Annotated in this window: 22 protein-coding genes and 1 pseudogene; 3 read left to right on the forward strand and 20 right to left on the reverse strand. The window is 63.9% G+C overall.

The window, feature by feature from the left end; genetic code table 11:
* Positions 1-752: 752 nt before the first annotated feature.
* From L6D81_RS25025 to L6D81_RS25120, 20 genes are all read right to left on the reverse strand, one after another.
* Positions 753-1,613 (reverse strand): CsgG/HfaB family protein, encoded by an 861-nt coding sequence (locus tag L6D81_RS25025; protein ID WP_085607704.1) that lies wholly within the window; start codon positions 1,611-1,613, stop codon positions 753-755.
* A gap of 29 nt (positions 1,614-1,642) precedes the next feature.
* Positions 1,643-2,074, reverse strand: a complete 432-nt coding sequence (locus L6D81_RS25030; protein WP_236182343.1) for a curli assembly protein CsgF — start codon at positions 2,072-2,074, stop codon at positions 1,643-1,645.
* Complete coding sequence (csgE, locus tag L6D81_RS25035) at positions 2,071-2,463, reverse strand: curli production assembly/transport protein CsgE (protein WP_236182344.1); 393 nt, start codon at positions 2,461-2,463, stop codon at positions 2,071-2,073. Before csgE ends, L6D81_RS25030 begins: the two co-directional genes overlap by 4 nt.
* Positions 2,460-2,999: a type II secretion system protein gene (locus tag L6D81_RS25040; RefSeq protein WP_236182345.1), complete on the reverse strand. Its 540-nt coding sequence runs from the start codon at positions 2,997-2,999 to the stop codon at positions 2,460-2,462. The genes csgE and L6D81_RS25040 overlap by 4 nt, the downstream gene beginning before the upstream one ends.
* On the reverse strand, positions 2,974-3,348 hold the full coding sequence (locus tag L6D81_RS25045; RefSeq protein ID WP_236182346.1) for a type II secretion system protein: 375 nt from the start codon (positions 3,346-3,348) through the stop codon (positions 2,974-2,976). Before L6D81_RS25045 ends, L6D81_RS25040 begins: the two co-directional genes overlap by 26 nt.
* A gap of 5 nt (positions 3,349-3,353) precedes the next feature.
* Positions 3,354-3,827 (reverse strand): type II secretion system protein, encoded by a 474-nt coding sequence (locus tag L6D81_RS25050; RefSeq protein WP_064378909.1) that lies wholly within the window; start codon positions 3,825-3,827, stop codon positions 3,354-3,356.
* 2 nt (positions 3,828-3,829) lie between these two features.
* Positions 3,830-5,677 carry a secretin N-terminal domain-containing protein gene (locus L6D81_RS25055; protein WP_236182347.1) on the reverse strand — a complete coding sequence of 616 codons (1,848 nt, stop codon included), beginning with the start codon at positions 5,675-5,677 and terminating at the stop codon, positions 3,830-3,832.
* Complete coding sequence (locus tag L6D81_RS25060; protein ID WP_236182348.1) at positions 5,674-6,192, reverse strand: hypothetical protein; 519 nt, start codon at positions 6,190-6,192, stop codon at positions 5,674-5,676. Before L6D81_RS25060 ends, L6D81_RS25055 begins: the two co-directional genes overlap by 4 nt.
* A complete protein-coding gene (locus tag L6D81_RS25065) occupies positions 6,192-6,740 on the reverse strand; it encodes a GspMb/PilO family protein (protein ID WP_236182349.1) in 549 nt (182 codons plus the stop codon). Before L6D81_RS25065 ends, L6D81_RS25060 begins: the two co-directional genes overlap by 1 nt.
* Positions 6,727-7,272 carry a PilN domain-containing protein gene (locus L6D81_RS25070; RefSeq protein WP_236182350.1) on the reverse strand — a complete coding sequence of 182 codons (546 nt, stop codon included), beginning with the start codon at positions 7,270-7,272 and terminating at the stop codon, positions 6,727-6,729. Before L6D81_RS25070 ends, L6D81_RS25065 begins: the two co-directional genes overlap by 14 nt.
* Before the next feature lies 1 nt (position 7,273).
* Entirely contained in the window at positions 7,274-8,077 is an 804-nt protein-coding gene (locus L6D81_RS25075; protein ID WP_236182351.1) for a hypothetical protein, read from the reverse strand.
* Positions 8,058-9,779 (reverse strand): GspE/PulE family protein, encoded by a 1,722-nt coding sequence (locus L6D81_RS25080; RefSeq protein ID WP_236182352.1) that lies wholly within the window; start codon positions 9,777-9,779, stop codon positions 8,058-8,060. The genes L6D81_RS25075 and L6D81_RS25080 overlap by 20 nt, the downstream gene beginning before the upstream one ends.
* An 83-nt stretch (positions 9,780-9,862) precedes the next feature.
* A complete protein-coding gene (locus L6D81_RS25085) occupies positions 9,863-10,396 on the reverse strand; it encodes a response regulator (protein WP_236182353.1) in 534 nt (177 codons plus the stop codon).
* A gap of 221 nt (positions 10,397-10,617) precedes the next feature.
* Positions 10,618-11,571, reverse strand: a complete 954-nt coding sequence (locus L6D81_RS25090; RefSeq protein ID WP_236182354.1) for a peptidylprolyl isomerase — start codon at positions 11,569-11,571, stop codon at positions 10,618-10,620.
* Positions 11,572-11,586: 15 nt separating this feature from the next.
* The gene (locus L6D81_RS25095; protein ID WP_236182355.1) at positions 11,587-13,137 is read right to left on the reverse strand and encodes an ABC transporter substrate-binding protein; all 1,551 of its coding nucleotides are present in this window, start codon (positions 13,135-13,137) and stop codon (positions 11,587-11,589) included.
* Positions 13,138-13,146: 9 nt separating this feature from the next.
* Positions 13,147-13,773, reverse strand: coding sequence for an SCO family protein (locus tag L6D81_RS25100; protein ID WP_236182356.1), 627 nt, complete (start codon positions 13,771-13,773; stop codon positions 13,147-13,149).
* On the reverse strand, positions 13,770-14,420 hold the full coding sequence (locus L6D81_RS25105; protein ID WP_236182357.1) for an SCO family protein: 651 nt from the start codon (positions 14,418-14,420) through the stop codon (positions 13,770-13,772). The genes L6D81_RS25100 and L6D81_RS25105 overlap by 4 nt, the downstream gene beginning before the upstream one ends.
* A gap of 13 nt (positions 14,421-14,433) precedes the next feature.
* Positions 14,434-16,356: a YncE family protein gene (locus L6D81_RS25110; protein WP_236182358.1), complete on the reverse strand. Its 1,923-nt coding sequence runs from the start codon at positions 16,354-16,356 to the stop codon at positions 14,434-14,436.
* A 74-nt stretch (positions 16,357-16,430) separates the two neighbouring features.
* Positions 16,431-22,265, reverse strand: coding sequence for a manganese-oxidizing multicopper oxidase MnxG (gene mnxG, locus L6D81_RS25115; RefSeq protein WP_236182359.1), 5,835 nt, complete (start codon positions 22,263-22,265; stop codon positions 16,431-16,433).
* Positions 22,266-22,464: 199 nt separating this feature from the next.
* Positions 22,465-23,076: a lytic transglycosylase domain-containing protein gene (locus L6D81_RS25120; protein WP_236182360.1), complete on the reverse strand. Its 612-nt coding sequence runs from the start codon at positions 23,074-23,076 to the stop codon at positions 22,465-22,467.
* 203 nt (positions 23,077-23,279) lie between these two features.
* Here L6D81_RS25120 and gspG point away from each other — a divergent pair, with 203 nt between their 5' ends.
* From gspG to L6D81_RS25135, 3 genes and pseudogenes are all read left to right on the forward strand, one after another.
* Complete coding sequence (gene gspG, locus L6D81_RS25125; protein ID WP_236182361.1) at positions 23,280-23,708, forward strand: type II secretion system major pseudopilin GspG; 429 nt, start codon at positions 23,280-23,282, stop codon at positions 23,706-23,708.
* A 14-nt stretch (positions 23,709-23,722) separates the two neighbouring features.
* Positions 23,723-24,910, forward strand: coding sequence for a type II secretion system F family protein (locus L6D81_RS25130; protein ID WP_236182362.1), 1,188 nt, complete (start codon positions 23,723-23,725; stop codon positions 24,908-24,910).
* 76 nt (positions 24,911-24,986) lie between these two features.
* Positions 24,987-25,178 (forward strand): annotated as a pseudogene (locus L6D81_RS25135) (hypothetical protein); the annotation flags it as partial.

The raw sequence follows: 25,178 nt of genomic DNA on the forward strand, positions 1-25,178 counted from the left end.
GCTGGCCCAATCGACTTCCAGGAAGAATGGGTGGCAGCCGTACGCAGGCTGGAAATCCGGGGAGAACGCGACCCGGCAGACATAAATGTCTCCCGCGTACAGCCGCCATAACAGCGTGCACACAATGAAGGTGCGCAGCATACGTTATGAACAGCGTTTTCGCCTTCTCACATTCCCGGGTTTCCAGGCCCGGCCGCTGAATTGGCAGCGACCGAAACAGGCTAGAGCCCGCGCTTCCGACGGACAACCTGAAAACCTTGTGGGAAGGATCGCTAAAACAGACACAACTTTTAAACATTCGAGAATGGGACGCGGAGCGTCCCGGGCTGCATTCCCACGCGGAGCGTGGGAACGATCAAAGCAAAAGCAGTCCGCTTTCTGCTTTTCGCTTCTCACCACTCAACACAATGAGCGTTAGCTCGAGTAAAGCTTTTGACGTGCCGGCCCCTTCGGAAGGCTGAGTGGAGGGATTCATCCGGGGGTGGGAGCGCAGCGACCGTGCGGCGAAGCCGCATGCATCGAGAGGAGGTGCAGCGAAGCAAACCGTAGGCGATGCCCCCGGATGAATCCCGGAGCGAAGGAACCCCGAGCCCCAGCGAGGGGCCGAACGCCGGGGCCCAGACCTTTGGTTACTTTGGGGCGTTTGCCAAAGTGACCCGCTGTAAGAGCGGAACCGCCAGCAGCAACACCCAAAAAAACGGATATTCACCCAAACCACCCAGAGAACCTGGTCGGCCCAAAGGCCGCCAAGTTCACTCGGCCTCCGGATCCACCTTGTTCTGAGTCAAATACCGATTCAAAACATCATCCTGCGAAGGCGTAGAAGCATCCCCCGCCACCTGCCACAACCGCCGCTCAATCCCCTGCGCCACCATATGCCCCACCGCCGCCTCAATCGCCGAAAGCACACACAACTGCGCCGGCTCATTGGTCGTATACCCGACTTCAGCCTCAAGCAACTTCTTGAACTCGATAAACTTGAAAATCCCCGCACTGCGCGCCACCGAATAAATCGTCTTGCTGGTCATCACATTCGCCAACACCTGCCCGCTGCGCACATCCACCGCGCGCAAGTTGACGGTGACCTGATCGACCCGATACTCACGGGACAGATCGATCCCCAGATACCGCGCCCCTTCCCCACCGCTGCGCACGTTGGTGTCATAGGCAATGATCCCGCCCTCGAGCATCATGTTCGCCGCCTGCAACGGTGGCAGCTCACCCTGAATATTCACCGGCGTATTCGGCTTCTTCTGCGAGGCCCGAATGATCTTGCGTTCCGTCAGCAGGTTCTGCAGCCCCTCGCGTTCGAGCACCACAAACCAGCCGCTGGCCTGCATCGCGTCCATCAACATCGACGCCGCGCCCTGGGTGACGCTGGTGGAAAAGGAACTGGCCGGCGTCGGTTTGTACTGCCCGGTCTGGTCACGGAAGCCGTACACCACCGCCATCAACCGGCCCTTGGGTCGCGGCATTTTCAGCAAGTCATAGTAGGTCGAGGCCCTGGGGGTCAGGGTCGGGGTGTCGGTGTCCTGCTCGGCCGGCATCGGCTCGCGCAGACTGCACCCTTGTAATGCTGCCAACATCAGCCCTAGCGCAATTATTTTTTTCATGTCCATCGCTCCCCGGAACCGTCATCCCGTCATGGGTTGAGGCCGTTCACCTGAATTTCAGAAACTTCGCCGCTCGCACGGTCGGTCACTTCAATCGTCAGTGCCCCCGAGTCATCAACGACGTTGACGATAAAAGCGTCGGTGGACAGGCTCCCCGTGTTGCCGGTGGAGATGTTGTCCAGCAGTTGCCCCAGCAACCGTGACTGCAATTGACTGGTGAAGCGCTCCAGCGCCGAAGTGCCGGCCACCGCCGTGCGGCTTTTCAGGTCCGGATCGTCGTGGTCGTTTTGCGCCTGGGCGTTGTTGAGCAGCCAGGTGCCGTTGAGCGGGTTGCCGCCGAACGACGGATTGACCGGTGTGTAGACCAGTTCGGTGGCCTGGACAGCCGCGGCGCTGGCAAGCCCGATCAACAACCCCGAGATCCAGAATCCGCTGCGCCGTGAGAACGTTGTCGTGTTCATAGTTCGTCCTTCTCAAGGTCGGTGGTGTCCTGCAACAAGGCTTCCAGCTTGCGCCGGACCACCTCCAGTCGAACCGAATCGGCGGCCGCGTAGGCCTCGTCCTTCAGTTCCACGATGTTCGGCGGCAGGAAGCGCCGATACACCAGGCGTTGTTGATATTCGACGGTCACAAGGCTCCCCCAGCGCGCGTCGGGGCGCTCGCGCACCACCAGGTTGAAATCCATGCGGCTGGTGTCGCGCAGGCGCTCGCTGAACGAGTAGTAAAAGTCGTGGCCGATGTGCGAGATCGTGTCGTCGACGATGAAGCCCATCATTTCGTCTTCCTCGCCGGCGCTGGCGAAAGACGCCACGACCGCGAGGATCAACGCGCACCACCCTTGCCGGCTCATGGCTGCAACGCCTGCGGCAGCGCTGACTGGCCTTTGGCCGGGCCGTTGGTGCCATCGAGGAAGGCTTTCTCGGCCACGAACTGCCAGTCCGAATAACGCTGCATACCTTCAAAGTCCGACCATTGCGCCGGGAAGTCCGCCTGCTTCAACGGCACCTCGGTAGACGGGCTGTTGATGCCGGTGATGCGTCCGTCGAAACCCCGTTGCAGCGCCCATTCGCCGCCACCGATCGGGTCCGGATAGAGCTGGCGCAGATGGTGCCGAGCTTGCGGAAAACGTTCGTCCTGCAGCAGGTCGGCCAGTTCTTTCGGGTACTGCGCCAGCCCCGGCGAACTGCGGTAGTAGCTGCGCAGCGCCTGGGCATACTGGGTACCGACCCACAGCAGTTGCTTCTCGCGGTCGCGGCGCGACACGGTCGACCACAACTCGCCGGCACTGGCCAGGCCCATGCCCATGATCACGATCAGGAACAGCACGCCCAGGTAGGTGAACCCACCCTGCTCCGCGTGCTTACCACTCGGAATACTGGCTGCCATCACGCGCCCTCCCGGTCGCTCCGCTCTTGATATCGGCAACGCCGCCCGCCACACCGTCCGGGGGCGCGATCAGCACCCATTGGTCATTGCGTTCGGTGATCGGGTCTACCGGCGCGTTGCGCAGGTAACGCATTTCCACCAGTTGTTCGATGGAGTCGGGATAGCGCCCGGTGTCGCCGTAGTAGTGATCCAGCGCCTCGCGCATGGCCGACAGGCTCTGGTGCAACGTGGTCTCTTTCGAGGCCTCAAGGCTGTTGAAGTAGCGCGGCAGGGCGATGGTCATCAGGGTCGCGATGATCGCCATCACCACCATCAGCTCGAGCAAGGTAAACCCCTTTTCCCGGCGCATGAGAATCACCACTCGCGGTACGCGATGCCGTTGAGGCCACGGCCCCTGGCGAGGGAGTAGACGTCGAACACGTCCTCGCCATCGCGCGGGTTCTGGGCCGAACTGTTGTAGGCCCGCAGGCCCCAACCGCCGTTGTCGTCACGTTTGGCCGGCACCAGCGGATCCCGCGGTATCCGGCGCAGAAAGTAGAACTTCGCACCCTTGGCGCTGCGCACGTCGCGCACGCCTTCGACCAGCACTTTCAGGTTCGGCGGATAGCCGCTGCTGTTCAGGGATTTCTCGATGTAGCCGGCATCGAAGGCACGCTTGTAGGCGTCGATGCCATCGCGAATCTGATACAGCGCGGTGCGCAGTTCCTGCTCCTTGCCACGCCGTACCAGGGTCTCGGTCAGCGGCGCGGCCATGCCGGCCAGCAGGCCGATCAGGGCCAGCGTCACCACGACTTCGATCAAGGTAAAACCGCGCTGGGAGGCGTTCATGATCAAGGCTTCTCGACAGTGACACGGGTGGTGGCCACGGCCGCGTCACCGACTGCACGAGGCTGCGCGGCAGGCGCCGGCATCGAGTAGCTTTGCGAACGGTCCGGCGCCTGGATGTGCATGCTGGTTTCAGTGCCGGTGGAAAACTCCATGTCCGACGGGCTCTGGTACGGCAGGTTGCGCACGATCCGTGGCGTGATCGAGAGCACCAGTTCCGATTTGCCGATGGTGTCCTTGTTGCTGCCGAACAGCCGGCCCAGACCCGGAATGTCGCCGAGGCCCGGAATCTTGTTGCCGGTGGCACCGTGGTCGTTGCGCATCAGGCCGGCGAGGATCTGGGTCTCACCGTCATGCAGGCGCAGCGAGGTCTGGGCGTTGCGGGTGTCGACCTGCACCGGAATCGTCCCCTGGCGGGTCGGCTCCAGTGGCGTGGCGTTACTCACTTCCAGCGCGACCTTGATCGCCACTTCGTTGTTCAGGTGCACGGTCGGCTGCACTTCGAGCTTCAGACCGACGTCGAGGTAAGTCACGCTTTCCGTGATCACCGGGCCTTGAGTGGAAGGCACCGACGTGGCGCTGATGATCGGCACTCGCTGACCGATGTGGATGCGCGCCTGTTCGCGGTTGCTGACGCGGATCACCGGGCTGGCCAGGGTGTTGATGTCGTTGTCCTGGGCATTGATCTTGGCCTGTGGCGACGGCGAGATGGAAATCCGGCTGGAGTTGATGCCTTTGAGTTGATCGAGAATGGTCACCGCCGAACCGTCGCTGTTGACCACACCGAAGGTGTTCGGCCATTGCAGGCCGAGGTCGAGAATGCGCTGGGTAGCGACTTCCATCACCTCCACTTCCAGCACCACTTCCGGATTGGACTGGTCTTGCGATTGCAGCAGTTTCTCGGCCATGCGCACGGCGTCTTCGGTGTCGCGCATGGTCAGGGTGTTCAGGCGTTCGTCGACGAACACGTCGCGGGTCTTGAGCATGGTCTTGATCATGTTCAGCGCAGTGTTGGCGTCGATGCTGGTCAGGTAGAAGGTGCGCATCACCAGCTCCTGGTAATCCTTCAGCTTCTGCGGCGAGTCCGGGTAGATCAACAAGGTGTTTTCGTTCACCACTTTCTGGTGCAGCTGGTTCTGTTGCAGCAGCAGTTGCACGGCGTCTTCGATGCGCACGTCACGCACGAAGATCGTGGCTTTCATGTCCGGGCGCAGGTCCTTGTCGAAGATGAAATTGAGGCCGGCGACCTGCGACAGCACTTCGAAAATGGTCTTGAGGTTGGCGTCGCGAAACTCCAGAGTCACCGGGCGATCGAGCCGGGTGCGCAGTTGCGGGTACTGGATCACGTTGCGGCTCTGCACCAGACGGATGTTGCCTTGCAGCTCCAGCGCGCCGTCGTTTTTCGGGTCAAGTTCGAGGATCTGTTTGACCTGGCGGTCGGCGCCGTAGATGTCGCCACGGCGCAGGTCGCCACGGGCCAGTTCGAGTTTCTCGTCCATGCTGCGCAGGTAGTCGAGCTGACGCAGGGCATCCTGGGCGCGGCGGTTGTTCGGCTCGATGGTCAGCACCCGGCTATAGGCGGTGCGGGCCGAAGCGAAATCGCGACGGGCGCGGTCGGTGTCACCGGAGGTCAGCAGCGCGGTGATCGCCTTGGCGCGGCCGCTGTTGAGCAGCAGGTGCAGCTCGGTGTCGCGCGGATTTTCCCGCAAGCCTTCCTCGATCCGGGCCAGGCCCGCCTCGTACTGCCCCTGATCGATCAGGTCGGCGGCTTCCTTGTTGGCGACCTGCGCGGAACTGCACGCGGCCAGCCCGGCACACAGGCCGAGGCTCATCAGCAAACGGGATCTGTTCATTGCGTACTCCCCACAGACAAGGTCTGCGACAAATGCAAAGGCAGGTAGACCAGGCTCAGTTCCACATCGGAAATCGCCGCAATCTTCCAGGTGTCGTCGATCACATCCCCGCTGCGCACGACGTAGATTTTCTCGCCGTCCTGCAAGAACACCTGCAGGTCGCTGCGGTCATGCAGCCTGCCGACGAACTGAAACGGCACCGGTGGCAGGCTCGGGGCTTGCACCACCGGGGTCGGGTTGATCGCTCGTTCGGTGACCGTCGCCAGGATCGGCGCGGCCTTCCAGGATTTGCTCGCAAACAGGTCGCCGGCCGGGCTCAGGTCCTTGATCGGCGCCGCATTGGCCTTGGCACTGCTGGCGGGCAAGGCGCCACGGGCGGTGGCTTTTGCCGGGCTGGCCACGGCGACTTCGATCGAATCCGCCTCGTCGCTCGGCGAGAAATAGTCCGGCAACCAGGCCAGCGCCGCCGCCACGCCGAAGAACGCCACCCAGCCGCTTATGCGTTTGCTGTCCATCACGACCTCGACAGGTAGAGGGTCATACGGATCCGGCCGCTGAGGTCGGTGTCGGCAATCTTCTTGCGTTGAAACTCGACGTCTTCCACCACCACTGCCGGCAACTGGCCGAGCAAGGCGTGCAGGAAGCGGCGCAGTTGCGGGTAGCTGCCGCGCACCGGCAACAGGATCTGGTAGCGCGCCAGATGGGTCTTGGGATCGACGCCGAGGGCGTATTCGCCGCGCGCCAGGGTGATGTGCTCCTGCGCAGCCAACGCATAGATGCGGTCGATGGCGACAGTGGCTTGCGGCTGGGCCGGCAGCTTGTTGCGAAAATCATCGAGCTGACGCTGCGGCACCACCGGCGGCGCGATGCTGCCGTCCTCGACCCTGGCCAGGTATTCGGTGGCTTGCTGGGTTTGCTGGCTGAGCTGTTGCAGCGACTGCCAGCCCGGCAGCAAACCGCCGAGTGCCCAGACAACCGTGACCAGCAGCAGCGCCAGACCGGCCAGACCCGGAACGCCGAGGCCTTGCAGGTATTCGTGAACGATCAGTCTAGGGATTCGCATCGCCCATCTCCCAGGTCGCCGACAGGTTGAATTGCACCGGTTGCTCCGGCGATTTGACGACGATTTCGTGGCTCAGCAGCGACACGTCGGACAGCTCGTCACTGGCCTCCAGCCGTTTGTGGAAATCCAGCATCGCTTGCAGATCCCGCGCTTCGGCGCTGATCCGTACCTGGCCCTTGCGAGCATCCGGGGTCAGGGTCAGCAAGGCGATGTCGTCGCGCGGCATGGCTTCGAGCATGGCGAACAGGCGTTCCCAGGGGCGGCGCAGTTGCTGCGAGACCTTGCGCATTTCGGCGAGGTTTTGCGCCTGCTCGCGGGTTTCCGCCGGGCTCAGCGTTGTCTTGCTGCCGCTGTCGCCGGTGAGCTGGCGCTGGGTGTGCTGCAAGTGACCGTGCTGTTGTTCGGCCTGATCGCCGAGGTGCTGCTGCACGCTGAAGCACACCAGCGCGAGGATCACGCCACCGCCGAGCAGGCTCCAGCCCAACGGGCCGGAACGCGGACGAGGCTGGAAGTCGAGGTTCAAGGCGCGCATGTCAGGCCACCGCCCGGGACATGACGTACAAGGCGTCATGCACGGTCATCGAGTTGTCTTCGAGGGTGCGCAGCTGCACCCCCGCCACCTCCGGTTGCGCATCAAGGCGCGCCGGGGCGTGCAGATAAACGTTGAAGGCGCGTTCGCTGGTGGAGGCTTGCAGTTGCCGTTCGCGACCGATCAAGGCGCTGAGCGCCGCGTCGCTGTCGCTGCCGCCCACCGAGCGCACCGACGACCAGCGCCCTTCCCTTGCCAGCAGCAACACGCTGCGTTGCGGTTCGGCGACGATGAACAGGAAGTCGCCGGCATCGAGGCTTTTGTCGAAGCGGTTGAACGCAGTCATCAGGTACGGCTGCACCGAACGCAGGCGCAGACCGCGCCCCGTAACCAGCGTGCGCAGGCGTTCCAGCAAATCCTGCGGCAAGGCGCTGGCGATCCGGTCATGCCCGGCGGGCTCGGCCGACAGCACCAGGCTCCACGGTTGGGTCGGGGCGCCGAACAGGTCCTCGAAACACAGTTGGGCGAAGCCGCGCAGTTCTTCGGGGCTGCTGATCTGCTCGCTCCAGGGCACCAGGCAGAAACGGCTGAAGTGACCGGAGATGACCACGCTCAGCTCGGCACCGGCGCGGGTGTGTTCGCCAAGCAGACGGTCGAGGGTGTCCAGCGCCACCGCGTAGCTCTGGAAGCCTTCGTCGATGTAGCCGACGCTGCCCAGCCACAGGGTGTCGTTGCCCCGGCGCTGGCCGAGGCCGACACCGCTGGCGCCGAGCACGGCGATAAAGTGATCACGCGATAAAAGTGACACGATTGATCTCCTCCAGCGTGGTCCGACCGTGCTCCACCAGCTCCAGCGCCGATTCGCGCAACAGGCGCAAACCACGGGCGCAGGCCAGGGCTTTGATCTGGGTGATGGGTTGACGCTCGACGATCATTTGCCGCAGTTCGTCGTCCAGGTGCAGCAGTTCGGCAATCGCCGTGCGTCCGCGATAGCCGCTGCCCCGGCAGTGGCCGCAGCCCTTGCCGTGGACGAAGTGGTAGTGATCGACTTTCAGTGGGTCGAGGCCCGAGGCGCGCAGTTCTTCATCGCTCGGGTTGACCGGCGTGCTGCAGCTGCTGCACACCAGCCGGATCAGGCGCTGGGCGAGGATCGCGTTGAGCGCCGAGACCAGGCTGTAAGGGTCGATTTCCATCTGGGTGAAGCGGCCGATCACGTCGAACACGTTGTTGGCGTGGATGGTGGTGAATACGAGGTGACCGGTGAGCGCCGATTGCACGGCGATCTGCGCGGTGTCCGGGTCGCGGATCTCGCCGACCATGATCTTGTCCGGATCGTGGCGCAGGATCGAACGCAGGCCCCGGGCGAAGGTCAGGCCTTTTTTCTCGTTGACCGGGATTTGCAGCACGCCCGGCAGCTGATATTCCACCGGGTCTTCGATGGTGATGATCTTGTCCACGCCGTGGTTGATCTCGGTGATCATCGCGTACAGCGTGGTGGTCTTGCCGCTGCCGGTGGGGCCGGTCACCAGCACCATGCCATAGGGTTCGGCGGCGAGGCGACGCAACTGGCGCAGGGTTTCGTCTTCAAAGCCCAGTGCTTGCAGTTGCACACCGCAGACCTTGTCGGCCAGGTCCTGTTTGTCCAGCACCCGCAGCACCGCGTCTTCGCCGAAGATGCTCGGCATGATCGACACCCGGAAGTCGATCTGCCGGCCGCTGATGCCGATCTTGAAGCGACCGTCCTGGGGCACGCGTTTTTCGCCGATGTCCAGTTCGGCCATGACCTTCACCCGCGAAATCACCTGCTCGGCGAACTCGCTGCCCTGGATCTTGCCGATGTTGTTCAGCACGCCGTCGATCCGGTACTTGATCACCAGGCCCTGGCCGGTGGTGCCGAGGTGGATGTCGCTGGCGTGCATTTTCAGCGCGTCGTACAGGGTCGAGTTGACCAGTTTCACCACCACGCTCGAATCTTCGCTGATGCTGGTCAGGGACAGGCTTTGCAGGGTGTCGGTCTCGCTGCCGGCATCGGCCTGGGCGTTGAGCGACTCCACCGCGTGGAAGCTTTCTTCGTGGCGGGCCAGATAGGCCTTCAGGTCATCGGCGTGCACCAGGTACAACGGCGCGCCGTGCAGGCATTCGTCGATCCAGGCCAGGCGCGCGGTGTCGAAGGGGTCGGCGAACACGCCGATGACTTCGTCGTTGTGGCGCAGCAGGATGAATTCGCGCTTGAGGCATTGCGCGAGGGTGACCCGGTCGAACACCGGCGCCGCCAGAAACAGCGTGTCGGTGTCGAGCACCGGGTAATGCAGGGTGGCGCCGAGGCTGGCAATGAACGGCATCGGCGCCAGCTCACAGAGCACGGCCAGCGCATCGAGCACCCGCTCCCCGGAAGTGCTGGCCCGTGCCCGGGCCTGGGCCAGTTGCTCACTGGAAAAGCGCGGCGGGGTCTGTGCCTCCTGGGGAGGGGTGACCGACAGCGGTTCGACGACAACGGACAGACGATCCATGGCTTGCTCTCCAACACCCGGGGCTTGAGGCCCTGACGGCGCGGGAGGCGAGTTCGGCGAGTGCCGGAACGTCTATCGCGCCATTACTCCCCGGTGAGCATTTGATCGTCGTCCGGTGCCATGGCCTCCGACCGGTTTCGTCGGCGGTCCGCCAGCACCCAACTGCCATCGTACAACTGCAACGGGAAGCTCTCGGTCCTGCTCTGGCGTCGTTCGACGAAGCCTTCGGATGGGCTCGCACCGGGTTTCGCTTCGCGCTGGATCCCCAGAAGGTCGCAGACAGCTCGGGCCAGTTCCGCCAAAGGAAACGGTTTGAACAGGATGTGACTGACCCCCAGTTGCCGCGCCCGCTCACAGACTTCAGCGGTCGGGTGACCCGTTATCAGCACGAAATGACACGTCCTGTTCTGGCGGACCGCGTCGAGCACCTCGAACCCTTCCATATCGGGCAAGCGGTAATCGAACACCAGCACGTCAGGAGCGAAAGTCTCGGCCAGGCCGATTCCCTCTGCGCCGTCATGTGCAATCCGGACGTCCAGCCCTTGCGCCGACAGATAATCCTGAAGGTTCTGTGCAAGCAGCTGTTCGTCTTCGACAACCAGTACTTTGTTAACCAAGGTGGACTCCTTGAAACCCGCAAGTCCGAAAACTGAACCTGCTGGAGTGCGCCTCACAGGAGGTAACGCACACTTCATGCCAGGCTGAGTGCCGGTATTTTCTTGTCTTCATGTCCTTGAATTGAATGGAAATGCCCGCTCGTCCCGGTACCCCGTTCCCCAGAAACGGGGAAGCACCTGAATGGGCATCGAAGCCATTCCCCACTATTGGGGGGGAACCTTCAGTCATCGTCAATTCGTTCGATCCTGTTCTGCGCCCGCAACTGCGCGAGCACTTGACGACGAGCCTGGGTCTGTTGCTGTCGGGCGAGGTACGCCCTGACTGTTTCCAGCCCTTGCTCCTCTGGGACATCGGCCGCCTCCTTGTGGTTCTCGACAAAAATCAAATGCCAGCCGAACGGCGTACGCACCGCTTCGCTGACTTCACCAGGCTTGAGGGCAAACGCCGCCGCTTCGAAGGCCGGCACCATTTGCCCACGGGCGAAATACCCCAGGTCCCCGCCCTGGCTGGCGGTGACATCTTGCGAACCCGATTGGGCGACGCTAGCAAAGGTTTGCCCCCCTGCGATAGTCGCACGCAACTCCTCCAAGCGTAGCCGCGCTGCTTCAACCGTGGCGGCATCGGCATCGCCGGCGACCTTGATCAGAATGTGCCGGGCCTGCACCTGCTCCGGCGCACCCATTTCAGCGCGGTGTTGCTCGAAAAACGCTCGCACCGTTTGCTCGTCCGGGGCCTGGACCTGGGTCAGTTCGGCAAACATCCGCTGCGCCGCCAATTCGCGGTGGGTGTACTCGGTGAATGAAGCCTCGTCGAAACCGGCGTCCTGCAAACGCTGGAGGAATTTATCGGTGCCGCCAATGGCGGTGCGGGTCCGTTCGACCTGTTCGCGCACCGTTTGCTCATCGATCGTTACCCCGCGCTTGCGCGATTCCTGCCAGAGCAATTCCTTGTCGATCAGCGTATCCAGTGCGGCCTGACGCAGTTGTTTATAGGCCTTGGGGTTGCGGATGCTCGCCACGGCGCGCCCCTGATCCTCCAGGTACTCGGCGAAATAGCGTTCCAGGCGAAACTCGGAAATCGCCTCGCCATTGACCCGGGCGGCCACCGGTTCATTGTTCGCCAGCGCCACCGACAACCAGCCTGTCAGCAGCCAACACAGGGTTTTGAGCTTCATGATCAGGGCCTCCGGTCAGGGCGTGGCAAGAATCGGTTTGTAGGGAGCGACCAGATAAAAACGCTGGTCAGGCAAATCAATGGTCACCACATGCGCCCCGCTCAGGCCCAATCGTCGCCCGGGGCCGAAGCTCAGGCGCGGGGTCAGGCCGGTGTCGAAGTCGTGCAGGCCTTCGAGGGCCGCCACCAGTTTTTCGCGGCTGGCGTCGCGACCGGCCTGCTTCATGCCTTCGCTGAACAACTGCATCGAGGCGTAGGCGCCGACTTGCAGCACCGCATGCTGGGCGCCGAGACCTTGATGCTCGCGCAACAGCGTCAGCGCCATGCGCCCGGCCTGGGTCCAGTCGCTGGGCACGAACGGATACGCCAGAAACACCCGCCGGGAAAACCCTTCCGGCATTTGCAGCAGATCCCCCCCCACTTGGCTGGACGCCGCAAACAGGTACGGCACCTGCCCGGCATTCTGCAATCCGGCTGCCAGCCGGCTGAAACCAACACCGCTGCCCAGGTAGAACACCGAGCGTGAGCCCAGCGGCAAGCTGTCCGCCGCCGGGTCGTAGGTCTGCACTTGGACCTTTTGCCAACCATGCTCCTGCAGATAGCGGCCAAGGGTCTGCGCCGCCAGCGCCTGGGCCGGGTCATCGGGATAGGCAATCAGCGTCGGCCCTTGCAGCACCCGCAGACTGGCGGTGGCGTAGTCGGCCAGCGCGATCAGTTGCTCGCGCAGGCCCGGCAAGGGTTCGAAAATCTGCGGGCTGGCCTGTACCGGGCCGAGCAGCGACAGGGCCCCGATCAGCGGCACGCCCGACTGCTCCAGACGCGGCGCCAGTTCGCTGTCCAGTGCCGGGGCCAGCGGTGCGATCAGGGCGAAGACTTGCTCTTCCTCGATCAGCCGTTGCAGGGCCTGTTCGGCGCTGGCGCGATCCGGGCCGGGGTCGGCCACGGTCAAGCGCAACTGCCGGCCGTGAATGCCACCGGCCTGATTGATCCGCGCCACGCTGCCGTTGAGCACCGCCGCGATGGTGGCGCCCTCCTCGGCCAACGGCCCCTGGCTGGGCAGCAAGGTGCCCAGGTGCAAGGTCTGGTCATCGAGCCCCGGATCGCGGTCATCGGCCAGGCGTTTGAGGTACGCGGTGAGGTTGCGCTGATCCTTCATCGACAGCAGGAAGCGCGGCATGCTCGGGTCGAGGCGATTGTTGCCGGGATCGCGGCCCTGCTGGATGACCCGCGCCAGGCTGCTGTCGGTGTAGGCCGGGTAGTTGCGGCCGTTGACCTGTTGCTGACCGTGAGTGCTGGTCAGCCGCGACCAGTTGAGCTCCGGCGGACGCACCCCGCCTTCGGGCCGGCCAAGGCCGTCGGCGCCGTGGCAGTTGGCGCACGGCAGGCTGGTGGCCGGCAGCAACACATCCGCCGCGCCGACCCGCGCCATGATCGGCTCGCCGCTGGCGGACAGGCCTTCGCGGTACAGGCGCCTGCCAGCGCTTTCTTCATCGGTCAGCGGCAACGCGGCCGCGCCAAGGCTGACGCCAGCGAGCAGGATCAGGGTGACGATGCGGCCAAGGTTCATGGCGCGGACTCAGCGGCCGGCCACGGGCATTGTCAGCAGCTGCAAGCGCTGGGCAATGGCGGCGGCCGGGGCGTCGGGACGGATTTTGCTCCAGCGTTTGTTGGCCACGTCGCCGACGATCAACTGGGTCGAGTGCTGCTCGGGCGTCGGCACGATCTGGCCGATGCGGCCCAGCACCAGATCCATCTGCGCCTTGTCGCCGGTAAGGAAAAGCCAGTGAGGGTCATCGGCGCCCTGCTTCAAGGTGTAAGCCTTGAGCACCGCCGGCGTGTCGCGCAGCGGATCACTGGTAAGGGAAATGAAGGTGATGCCGTCGGCCTTGTCGCCCAGCAGCTCACGGACTTCCTTGAGCTTGCGGGTGATCAGCGGGCAGGCGTCATTGCAGCTGGTGAAGATCACGTTGAGCAGCACCACGCGGTTGTGCAGTGCATCGCTGTAGAAACGCTGGACGTCGCCGTTCTGATCCAGCAGCGGCGTGTCGGTGAACCAGGTTTTCGCGTCGTGGGTGCCTTTCGCCGGCGCCGCAGCAGCGCTGGCCGTTGCCGGTGCGGCCTGGGCATGATCTTCATGGGCCCACGCCATCGCGCTGAAAATCCAGAAACACACCGTCAGGGTGATCCAGTCCAGGGTTCTCATGGTTGTTGCTCCATGGCAATCGCGGTGTGTTTGGCGTGGGTGCGCAGGCCGCTGAGTTTCTCGACTTCCTTGGCCAGCATTGCCGGGTCGGTGAAGCCGTAGTAGCGCGTCCAGTGGCGACTGTTGCCGTCACCGACGAGGATCAGCGGCTGATGATTCTTGAAGTCGCCGCTGAAACTGCCGAGGCCCTTGAGGGTGGCGGTGATCGATTGCGGTGAACCGGTGAGCCAGCTCCAGCCGGGGCCTTTCTGGAAGGTGCGGGCGTAATCCTGCAGACGCTTGGGGTCGTCGCGCTGCGGGTCGATGCTGATCGACACCAGCTGCACTTCGGTGCCGACCCGGGCTCCGAGCTGTTTCTGCACCTTGCCCATGATCGACGAAACCACCGGACAGACCGTGGTGCAACTGGTGTAGATGAAGCTCATGACGACGATCTTGTTGTGCACCAGATCCTGCTCCAGGTGCACGGTCTTGCCGTTCTGGTCAAGCAACGGCACGTTGGCGAACTTGACCTGGGCGTGCTCCTGGCTGTTAGTGGCCGGTGGGGTGTGCCCGGCATGCTCGTCCGCCGAGTGAGCGCTGGCCTGCTGAATGCCGACGGCCAACAGGCACAGGGTCAGCAGGCCACGGGATGCAAATCGGTTCATGGTCGTTTCCTCGTCACTGGGTCTGGCCGGGCAGCACCCGGACACTGGCAAAAGTCTTGTCGTCGAAAGCGGCGCCCAGCGAGGCCGCGCGCACATGCAGGTACCAGGCGCCGCTGCGGTCGAGGGTCACCGGCGCTTCGTACACGCCGTCGGCGACTTCCAGCGCGGCCACTTCACGGGGCCGGGAAGTCGGCGCGAGGAAGTAGCGCAACTGCACGTCTTTCACGCCGCTGCGCTGGATCTTCTGTTTGCCCTGGACGATGCGAAAGCGCACCACGTACGGGTCGTTGAGGGCCACGGCGGTCTTGTCCAGCAGGAACTCGACTTTCGCCGCGCCCAGGTGTTTTTCAGGCGCGCCGTCGGACGCCACCTGGGCGGTGAAGCAATGAATGATGTTCGGCTGATTGAGCAGGAACGCCACGTCGAAACGCCCCGCCGCCGGCAGTTTCACCCGTGCGCTGTAGAGGCCCGGCGAGACCTCGCGCAGGCTGCGGTCGATCACCAGCGCGGCGCGTGCGATCTGCCCCCGGTTGGGGTAACCGGACATCGGCGCGTTCATGCCTTCGGCGTAGAAATAGGTGGTGTTGTCCACCGGGTTGACCACGAACACCGCGTTGTCATCGCGTGAAACGGCAAGGCTCGATGCCAGCGGCAGATCCCCGGCCAGCCGTGGCGGCTGCGGCCCGGCTTCAAAACCCTGGGTAATCGGCTGGCGCCCTTCGCCCAGCGAAGACAGGTTGATCATGGTGACTTTCGGCGAGGCCAGCCCGCGCACGTAGGCGTAAGCCTGGGTGAACACCACTTGATAGGGTTCGGCTGAAACCTCCAGGTCATGGATCGCCGAATCGTTGGCCGCGTCGATCACCGTGGCGCGGTTTTCCACCGTGCTCAGCACCACGCCAAAACGACCGTCGGCGCTGAAGCCCATCGGGCCGAGGCCCTGTTGCAGCTTGATCACTCGGCGTACGGCGCGGCTGTTGCTGTCGATCACGGTGACAGTGCCGTCCTTGCCATCGGCCACGTACACCGCGCCGGACAGCGGCGAGTACGCCACCGACAACGGGCTGGAACCGGTCTTGACCTGTTGCAGCAGGCTCAGGCTGGCGATGTCGATCACGCTGAGGGTGCCGTCGTCGCGGTTGCTGACGAAGGCGAAACGGCTGTCCTTGCTGAAACTGATTTCGTGGTGGCCGCGACCGGTCGCCAGGTGCTTCAGCGGTTTGAGGCTCTGGGTGTCGATCACCGTGACCCCGGACTCTTCAACCTTGCTCGCGTTGTTGCCGACCCACAGCAGGCGCTCGTCCGGTTGCAGGGCGACCCGCACCGGTTGGCTGCCGGCGGCCACCGAGTCGATGACCTTGAATTGCTCGCTGTCGATCACCGCCACTTCCCCCGCCGTCGGCATCGACACGAAGACCTTTTTGTTGTCCTTGGGCGTGACCCAGTCCATCGGCGACTGCTTGAGTTCGATCCGCGCCAGCGTGCTGGTGATGCCGCCGACCGAGACTGACGGATCGACCACCGAAACGCTGGCATCGCGATTCATCACCAGCAGGAAATAGCTGTTGAGGTCGAGCAGCGGCCGCGCGCCGATGCTGGATTTGAGGAACGTGCCGACCCGCGACTTGCAGCTCTGGTCGCGGCCCTGGGCCTGATCGGCGGCCAGGGTTTGCGGATCGATCCAGGCCCCCGGCGCCACACCGGACAACGGCTGGCCTGACGCGCCGTCGGTGACCCGGAACTGCACGTCAGCGAACTCGCCCTCGCGCAACTGGCCGTCGCTGGCCAGCGGCTTCAGGTTGAAGGTGATCGACACGCCGTCGCGGGTCAGCACCTGCCCGGCATCGGTCTGCGCCAGGGCAATCTCGCTCAGCGTGAGCAGCGCGCCGGCCATCGCCAGCAGGCAGACGCCGATGATGTTGATGATCCTGTTCATACATCCCTCCCCTACACACCTTTCCCCACCTGTGGGAGCGGGTTCACCGGCTCCCACAGGTCGCGCATTGGCACCTACTGAGCAGGCGGCGCCGGCTCCGGCTCATTGGTCACCCGCAGCAATCCCCACAGTCCCGAGGTGTTGCCATAGGCGCCGTAATCGCGGAACAGGTAGTCACCCGGTATCGCGTTGCTGCCCCCGGCGCTCGGGATCATGAAGCTGAAGTGCGCTGCCGGCAGGATGCTCTCGTGAGCGCCGATGTAAATCGACATCGGGTTGTAGCCGAAGCGCACCGAACCCACGCCCGGCGTGCCCATCGGGTAGCCGCCGGTGTCGCTCTTCTCGGCCTGGAACGGGTTGAGCGACCAGACGTGCCCGTCGAGCTGGAACGTCGTGCCGCGACTGCCGCCGCTCGGCATCAGGATGTGCGTACGCAACGGTTGACCGGGTTTGGCATACAGCACCGGCGTCTGCGGATCGCCGCCCACCAGCGCATTGCTGTAGGCCATGTGCGCATGGGTCATGTCGCCGTAACCCGCGCCATCGGCACGGCCAAACGGCGCATCCGGGGCGAGGCCGAAGCGATACCACAAAGGTTCAGTCTTGTAGTTGATGGCCATGCTCGAGTTGTCCTGCGGATCGGTCGGCACACCGAAGCCCTCGGCAGCGATGCCTTCGACCGGCCGGCCATTGGCCCAGCGAGTATTCAGCGCCTTGTGCCAGACCATCGCGAAGTCACGGTAAGTCGTCTGCCCCGGTGCGGTGACCGTGGCGTTGACCTTGCGCGCATCCTCGACCCAGGTCGCGCCGATCGGCAGGATGCTCATCGCCCCACCCAGGCCTTTTTGTGGTTGCTTGATCACATCCGCCGGGGTGATGTTCAGGCCACCGAACTCCACGGCCGTGGCGTTGATGTTGTCGACACTGCGCCCCAGTTGGGTGACCGGTTTGCCTTCACGCTCCAGGTGCCCGGCGTAGTACTGATAGGTACGGGTCGGGTAGGCACCGCTGCTGCCAACCCGTGGCGGCACGGTCTGGATCGGGTTGGCGCCGACGTTGGCACCGTCGGATTTGGTGATGTCGTAGGCCAGCAGTTGCGCGTGCAGCCCCACGTGGCTGGACGGCCGCATCAGGTTGTTGCTGAAGGTGGTCGAGCCCAGGCCACTGTTGCGGTCGCGCTTGACGATGCCTTGCATCACCGCGGTCTGGGTCAGGTCCGGCATCACGCTCGGCAGACGGTTTTCCAGGGTGATATTGATGCAGTCCCCGGCCGCTGCGCGCAGCACCAGCGGTTCGACCGGAATGCCGGGTTTGAGCTTGCCGCTGACCGGATCGAGGTCGGATTTGCGCACGTACAGGATCGCCGTCGGATCATGCAGCGGCCCACTCTGACCACCAATGGTGATGGTCTCGCCGTCCTCCGGATCAGTGACCGTGACCTGCGGGATGCTCACCGTGCGCGAGTTCAGCACCAGGGTGCCGCCCGCCGGATTCAGCGGCCCGCCGACATGCTGCCCCAGCCCGGCAGAATCGCCGATGCTCAAGCCCAGCGAATTGCCGAGGATGTCATTGGCCAGCGCCGCGACCACTTCATAGTTGCGCTGCACCGTCGGCCGTGTGCCGATGCCGTTAGGGTTGGCGCCATAGCGTGGGCAACTGCCCTCGAACGCGACTGTGTTGCGCATGGCGGCCGGGCTCGGATTGTTGGGGATCGCAAACAGATCATTGCGCTTGGCCGTGTAGTTACGCATCACGCCCCAGATCCCGCTCCAGTAGCCTTCAATCGAAGCGTCCATCGAGTACAGATAGTCGCCTGTGGTGGCGGCAGAGCTGGAGAGCATCGACACCGGTGCAATGAAGCCCATCTGTTCGGAGATGCCGATCATCTGCGAGGCGCGCCAGCCGGAGTTGGAGCTGTTGCCGAAACCGGAACCGCTCTGCAGCCATTTCACGCCATGCAGGGTGACGTTGTGCTCCTCTTCGTGGCCGCCGGCATGCACCCGCAGGCGCACGTTGTCGCCGGTGTAGGTACGCAGCATCGGGGTGAACGGGTCGCCCGGCTCGCTGCCGCCCTTGTTGATGTGCGGCGGGAACAGGGTGGTGCCGCCGGTCGGGCCAGTGGCGGCCGTCACCAGGTTCGGCGCCAGGTTCATCGCCGGAATCGCCCGGTCGGTACGGCTTTGCATGGCGTAGGCCAGATCGCCGCCGAGGCCGTCAGCCTGCATGCCGCGCTTGCCGTCCGGGCCGACCTTGTTCGGATCGTAGACCCGCAGGGCCAGCGGCTCGTTGCGATAGTTGACGACGAACATGCCCGGGTCATCCACGGAGATCGCTTGCGGGCAAGGCCGGCTCGGGCAGCCCGGCACCTGACCGCCCTGCACTTCCAGCACGCCTTCGAGCAGGGTGCTGGCGTTGTTGCGCACCGGCGGGTTGATCGCGTAGCGGAAGCTGTCGGCGGTAGCCGGGAAGGCTTGCGGATTCGGCACGCCGTTGGGGCCGGCGCCCACGTACACACCGGCTTCGTAGGCGTGCTGGAAGTCGCTGTATTCGAGGAAGAACTCACGGAAGCTGTCGTTCTTGCCGTCGCCGTCGAGGTCGCCGGTGTTGATCACCGCCTGCCACGAGGTCGGCCCGCCGTCCTGCCGCGCGCCGCTGTACAGAGGCTCGCCGGTTTCGGCGTGGAACCAGGTGGAACCGGCCGGTTCCGCCAGCACCGTGGCGTACAGGCCGATCTGCTGATGGGTCGATGGGCCTAGGTGGTCGTGGGTGAAGATGGTGCCCAGCCCCCGATCCACGCCCTTGGCATTGACCACCGGGTCGACGAACCAGCGCTGCATGGCCGTGCGCGCGCCCATCCAGTCACTGCGTCCGAATTGGCCGAAGAACGGATGCGCCTTGGCTTTCGGGCACGCCTGGGTGCCGTCGCGCGGGTCGGTGCCCTCGCACTGGTTGAATTCGCGGATCGCATGAATGCGTTCCTGAACGGCACCGGGCGAGAGCACGCCGTCCTCATAGTTCCAGCCGTTGGAGGAACCGTCGGCGGAGGTCAGATCCCACTTCGGCAGGTGAATGTGCTGGCCGATCACGTCGGTCGGGGTGCGCACCTGATAGTCGTCCATCTCGTAGGTGGCAGGCACCAGGTTGGTTTGCTGGTATTGCACGCAGTCGAAGGTGTTCATGCGCATCACCAGCGGCTCTGGCGGCCGCTGCTTGGTGATCACTGGCCAGGCGTCTTCCCACAGCGCCAGAATGCGGGCTTGCGGGAAGTGGTAGCCGACTTTGTTGTACACCGCGTCGAACTGGATGTTGGCGGCCTTGTAGATCCGCGGCCGGTCGGCGGTGAAGGTCGAGGCGCCGACGAAGGACATGCCGTCCAGCCGATCGCCGCTGGCAAATTCACCGGTGCCGGCGCTGCTGGTCAGGCGTTTTTGCCGGTCGTCCATGCACGGTTCGTAGTAAGGCGCGCCGGCCATCGGCAAGGCGCCGTTGGTGCGGAAGGCCTTGGCCACGATCTGATTGCCGGGCAGCAAGGCGAAGCTTGGGTGATCCTTCTTCGCGTGGAACGCCATCGCGGCCTGTTCCACTTCGGTGCCCTCTTCCGGCAGGTAAATCGGTTTGGCGCGGGTGACTTGCTTGGAGAAGTCCAGCGAGGTGGTCACGGTGTACGCCTCACCGCCGGCCGACACCCCGTCGAGGGCGTGCCGCTGCAAGCCGCCATCCCAGCCGCCGGACTGATTCGGCTCGAGGTTGGCCCACAACGCTTTGCCGCTGGCTTTCAACGATTGCGCAGTGGCGGCGTCGAGCATGTCCAGCGGTGGGGTTGGCGGACGCTGACCCACCGAACTTTCCATGCCGCCGATCCAGAATGGATAGCCAGGGTTTTTCAGGCTGCCGTCGGCGTTGCGGTTGGCTTCGCTGCGATCGACCAGTGCCAGGGAACCAATGGCCTGCGATCCACTGTTACCGCCGTGGTGTTCGCCGTCGTCATCGCCCTCTTCTTCGTCATCGTCGTCATCGTGGCCGGCGACCAGGGCTTCACCGATTTTCGGCACCACCACCACTTTGCCCGGCATCGGGGCCATGGCTTTGCCGGGCAGCGGCACAACGGCAGGAATCGGCGTGCCGGCGATGATCTCGCCATCCGGCAACGCGCGGGCACCGACGGCCGGTTTACCGCTGCGCAGGGCGTAAGGTTCGCTGTGATAACCATCGGCGCCCTGTTGCGAGACTTCCAGCCGGGTGCCTTCTTCGAACACATCGTGCACCCGCCACATGGACCACATGCCCTGGGCGAAATGCGGGTAGAAGTGGCAGTGATAGATCGCATCGCCGGCCACCCGGTTGCGGTTGCCGGAGCCGCCGTTGGCGATTTCGTAGGTATAGCCGGCCCCGGGGCCGATGCCTTGGGCATCGACGTAATCGGAGTTGTCGTCGTTGGGGTTGAACAGCCACTGATGGCCGTGCAGGTGGAAGATGTGCTGCTCGTGCCCGTTGTGGGTGTTGCGGAATTTGACGAAGTCACCGATGTAGCTGTGGTTGACGTTCGACGGCTCCGACGGATACAGGGCCATGGTGGCCTTGACGCCGACCTGATCGGCGCTTGGGGTCTGGCCGGGAGCGATGTTCTCGAGCCCGGTGTTGGCCGGCACGTCCACCAGCATCGCCACGTCACCGACGGTGTGCGAGCTGAGGAAGAATTCTTCGTAGGCACACGACAGGCAATCGTGCATCGGGCCCACGCCGAGGCGGTTGGCGACCACTTCAGCGCCCATGCCGCCGGAACCGTAGTTGATCATGAACGAGTCGCGGGTCGGCTCCAGCACATGGGCCATGACCGGGTCGGCCCAGTAGGCGGGGAATGCCTGGGTAGCGGCGGTTTCGTCCTGGAACTGCGAGGCGAAATCGCGAAACGGCTCGAGGCGGTTGGGGATCGCCGGGTTGCGTTTGCCCAACGATTCCAGCGGATAGGTGCTGGGGGCAAAACTGCCATCGGCATTACTGCCCATGACGATCGCATCGCTTTCGCTGGAGATGATTTCGTTGCCGTCGACCATGCTGATGATCGGCGTGCCGGCCTTGCCTTCACTCAACCACGGTTCGCGCTGCGGGTAGCGGGCCTGGTAATCGACGATGGGGTGGCCGGCCGGTGTGCGGCCGGTGGTGGCCAGACGCATTTCTTCTTCAGTGAGGGTGTTGCGATAGGTGCGTCCTGATTTCGGCACCACCACGACCTGGCCGAACAGGCCATTGGCAGTGTTGCCGGCCGCGCCCTCTCCACCGAATGTCGCGCCACGGCTGCTGACGGCAAACGCCCCTTCGCGCTCGGCGTACAGGACATACGAACGGCTCGCCCCCGGTGGCACCAGGGTGTTGGCGTTGCGCCCGGTGTAGGAGGAAATGTCGTCGATGCTGTTCACCGCTTGCAGGCCGTTGACCTGAAAACCGACGTGGCGGTCGGCGACCTGCTCGTCGACTTTGAAAGCATCGGCGCCGTTGGCGTTCTCGGTGCCCTCCTCACCTTCAGGTGCTTCGAAATGCTTGTTCGGGTTGGCCTGGTAATCGAGCAGGTTCTGCAGGTTGACCGTCAGGCAATCACCGGCAGCCACCCGCAGCACCAACGGCCGCGGGCGCTTGTCCGGCCGCAGCGACACCTTGCCCGGCACCGCGCTGCCGCCATTGGCCAGCGAAACCTCATGCTCATCCACCACATCGCGGCGCAGGGCGTACATCATGCCGTTGGCATTCTGCGCACCGAGGCGGTTGAACATCAGCGGTTGATCGAAGGCGACCACATTGGCCACCAGATTGCGCTCACAGCGCACGGTGGCGCTGGCCAGTTCGACACTGAGCATCGAGGCCAGCAACAGCAGCCAGTTCAAAAGGGGCGGTGCGTGGTGAATGCCAACCATGATCGGAAACCTCGTAGTGGGTGCTCACAGGGAACGATTCTCGATAAATCCCTTGGAGCAATCCGCATGCCACAAAAAATGTCGTTCCAACTCAATCGGTTACACAGGTCACTTGAGAATCCGGGGGGTATTCCCCACCCGATTCCCCACTTTCCGGGCCCCTCGGGTTTGCCCCGAAAGTGGGGAAAACCCGAGGGGCCTACAACGGCGCGTCCACCGCCAGCCCCTGCAGGCGCCGGTACTGACGCAAAACGCTGGGCACGTAACGCTGGGTTTCGGCGAACGGCGGGATCACCCGGCCCCGGCTGAGCACCGCGTCCGGCCCGGCGTTGTAGGCCGCCACGGCCAGGGCAATGTCGTTGTCGAACAGGTTCATCAGGCGCTTGAGGTATTTGGCCCCGCCCTGAATGTTGGCCTTGGGGTCGTAGACGTCGGTCACGCCCATGTCCCGCGCGGTGCCGGGCATCAGTTGCATCAGTCCGCCGGCGCCCTTGGGCGAGGTGGCGCCGGGGTTGTAGTTGGATTCGGACTTGATCACCGCATGCAGCAAGGCTTCGGGCAGTTGATTGGCGGTAGCGGCAGCTGACACCAGCTCGGCGTAGGGCTGGTTGGCGATCAATTGCGGTTGCCGGTCAAGGCTGACCAGTGGCGCATCGGACTCGCGAATCACCCGCTCGTAAGTGCGTCCGGGACGGTGGACGTTGGACAGCACATAGCTGCCCTTGGCGTCGACGGATACGAAGACATCGGCTTGTGCGACGCCACTCAGCATCAAGCAGCCGAGCAGTCCTGCAGTGAATGAATGGATCATTGGGCCTCCCCTGACAGGCCCCGAAAAATTGGGGGAAATGCCCCACTGACCCGTCGTCATCCAGCCGTACGCAAGCACTGTGCCGACTCTGGAAAAGCCCGTATTACAAGGGCTCCAGCCCGACAGCCGAATTTATCGGGGGCTGAGCATGGCAATTGCATAAGCCCTTTCGGCGACACGACTGCCATTCACGGGAGGTCATCATGAAGCTGCATGTTCGTCCGCGTGCCCAGCGCGGTTTCACCCTGCTCGAATTGCTCGTGGTGCTGGTGGTGCTCGGCCTGTTGGCCGGGATCGTCGCGCCCAAATATTTCGCCCAGCTGGGGCGCTCCGAAGTGAAGGTCGCCAAGGCGCAGATCGAAGGCCTGAGCAAGGCGCTGGATCTGTACCGGCTGGAGGTCGGCCACTACCCGTCCACCGAACAAGGCTTGCAGGCGCTGGTGACCGCACCGAGCGACGAAGCCAAATGGACCGGCCCGTACTTGCAGAAAAAACTGCCGCAGGATCCGTGGGGGCGTAACTACACCTACCGCTATCCCGGCGAAAACAGCGAGTACGACCTGCTCTCGATGGGCAAGGACGGCCAGCCCGGTGGTGAAGGCGAAAACGCCGAAGTCACCAACTGGCAATAAGCGGAGCTCACGGCATGCGATTTCAACTCAAAGCAGTGGGCAAGGCCGGGGTGGTGTCGCTGAGCGTCGAGGCGCCCGGCCAGAGTGAAGCGCGGCGCATCGCCGAGGATCAGGGCTTGCGCGTGGTCAGCCTGCACGTTGAGCGCCACTGGCGTTCGTTGCGCCTGAGCAAGCGTGAAACCTTCAATCTGGTGCTGTTCAGCCAGGAGCTGACCACCCTGCTCAACGCCGGCCTGCCGCTGATCGATGCGCTGGAAAGCCTGGCCGAAAAAGAAACCGCCCCCGCCGCCCGCAAAACCCTGAGCGAGCTGGTGCGGCTGCTGTACGAAGGCAAATCGTTCTCCCAGGCGTTGGGCCAGTTGTCGGCGGTGTTCCCGCCCTTGTACGTGGCGCTGGTGCAGTCCAGCGAGAAGACCGGCGCGGTCGGCGATGCGCTGGGCCGTTACGTGAGCTATCGCCAGCGCATGGACGAGGTGCGGCAGAAGATCGTCAGCGCTTCGATCTACCCGCTGTTGTTGCTGGTGGTCGGCGGTGGCGTGGTGCTGTTTCTGATGGGCTACGTGGTGCCGCGCTTCAGCCTGGTGTTCGAAGGGCTGGGCTCGAACCTGCCGTGGCTGTCGCAGATCCTGATGAGCAGCGGCATGTTTCTGCACGCGCATCAGGGCGAGTTTTTCGGCCTGTTGGCGACGATTGTCATCGCCCTCGCCGTGCTGCAGAAACAACCGGCGTTTCGCCGTGGGCTGGATCGGCTGGTGGAGAAACTGCCCGCCGTGCACCAGCGGATTTTCATGTATGAGCTGGCGCGGTTTTACCGGTCACTGGGGATTCTGCTGCAAGGCGGGATTCCACTGGTGACGGCCATGGGCATGGTGCGCGGCCTGCTCACCGTGGCCTCGCGAGCGCGGCTGGACCAGGCCTGCGAGCGGGTGCGCGAGGGGCAGTCGCTGTCCACTGCCCTTGAGCTCAACCATCTGGTGACGCCCGTGTCCCTGCGCCTGCTGCGCGCCGGTGAACAGTCCGGCAACCTGGGACAAATGATGGAACGCAGCGCCGATTTCTACGACGAGGAAATCAGCCGCTGGATCGAGTGGTTCGTGCGGTTGTTCGAACCGCTGCTCATGACCTTCATCGGCCTGTTGATCGGGGTGATCGTGATCCTGATGTACATCCCGATCTTCGAACTGGCTTCCAGTATCCACTGACCTCGGGAACGGGTCGGATCCCACGCAACAACGCAATTCCACGTTCCCAACCCAGACAACAAAGACGGAGAACGATATGCACATTCAAAAGCTCGTGCTCGCCATGGCCATCGGCGCAGTCCTGTCCGCGTCTACCGTATTGATTCCGGACAGCCTGTCCGGGGTGTCGAGTGTTCAGGCCAAGGAAGGTGGAAGTGGGGGTGGCGGAGGCAGCGGCGGAGGCAGCGGCGGAGGTGGAGGTGGACACGGCGGTGGCGGTAACGGCGGG

Origin of the sequence: Pseudomonas sputi, assembly GCF_021603585.1 — a bacterium.
GTDB classification, from domain to species: Bacteria; Pseudomonadota; Gammaproteobacteria; order Pseudomonadales; family Pseudomonadaceae; genus Aquipseudomonas; species Aquipseudomonas sputi.